The sequence below is a fragment of the Amycolatopsis sp. SID8362 genome (assembly GCF_010550475.1).
Classification (GTDB): Bacteria; Actinomycetota; Actinomycetes; order Mycobacteriales; family Pseudonocardiaceae; genus Amycolatopsis; species Amycolatopsis eburnea.
This window is the reverse complement of the sequence record NZ_JAAGNB010001135.1, coordinates 1-1,015: the sequence shown is the minus strand read 5'-3', so window position 1 is coordinate 1,015 and position 1,015 is coordinate 1. Positions and strand designations below refer to the sequence as shown.

General features: G+C 72.7%; 1 protein-coding gene and 1 pseudogene. Both read right to left on the bottom strand.

From position 1 onward, the window contains the following. Nucleotides 1–237 (bottom strand): annotated as a pseudogene (locus G3I65_RS35370) (hypothetical protein); the annotation flags it as partial. Between the two features lie 85 nt (nt 238–322). Next, nucleotides 323–1,015: XRE family transcriptional regulator (locus G3I65_RS35365; protein ID WP_160699951.1), on the bottom strand; the 693-nt coding region annotated here is incomplete at its 5' end.

Below are 1,015 nucleotides of genomic sequence, written 5' to 3'. Positions count from 1 at the left end.
GTCGAACCACTGTCCGGCCGACCGCTCGCGCACGGAAGCGGGCACGGCGGCGGCCAGCCGGTGGGCGTCGTCCTGGGCGGTGAGCTGGGCCCGGGCTTGGTCCGCGGTCAGGCCGAAGGCCGCGGCCACACCCGCCACCTCGGCGTCCGGGTGTCCCGGCGCCGCTTCGGCGGGCGAGACGCCCAGCCCGAGCGCGGCCAGCGCGGCCACGCCCGCGGCGGAAACGAATCTGCGCATCGATTTCTCCTCGGATCGGCGAGTGGAGTGCGCAGACGGTAAGCCGCCGGAAACCCGGCGGTGCAGATCCGGAAGTCCTTAACAGTTAACTGGCGGGCCAATCCCATTCGAAGCCGTACCGGCCGGGGCCGAAGTTGAGCGCGACCCCGTGCACCGCACCGGATTCCGGGACGACATCGGTTTCTTCGCCAGGCTCCGCGAAACGGCGGCAGACCGGCGGAACGGTCTCGGGCGAGAACCGGATTTCGAGTACGTATTCCCGGACCGGGAGCCGGAATTTGCGTTCGTAGTTCGTCGCGACCGGAAGCGGCGCGCGGTTCACGAGCGTGTGCTCGGTGATCACCGTTTCGCCGCGCTCGAGCGGCCGGGCGAAGAGCAGTTCGACGACGAGGAGGCCGTCTTCGGGTTTCACCACGGTGCGGCCGGGCCGGCAGCCGCGCAGCGAGCGCAGTTCCGGCAGCGGCCGGTCGTGCTCGTCCAGGTGCAGGATCACCACCCAGCGGTCCGGGCCGTCGGCCTCGGCCCGCAGCACTTGCCGCGACCGGATCTCCAGCTCCTCGCGGCCGGCGCCGACGAGGACGACGTCGTGCTGGCTGAGCCGGGTCAGCCGCTCGTCCCACCGGGTGTCCACATCGGACACCGCGGCGTCGATGCGCCGCCCGTCCGGCCAGAACCGGCCGATCTCGGCGGCCGCGGACCGGCGCGCCCGGGGCGGGCCGAGCAGCGTGGCGAGCGAGCCGGCCGGTACTTCCAGGACGGCTTCGAGCTGCCGCAGCCC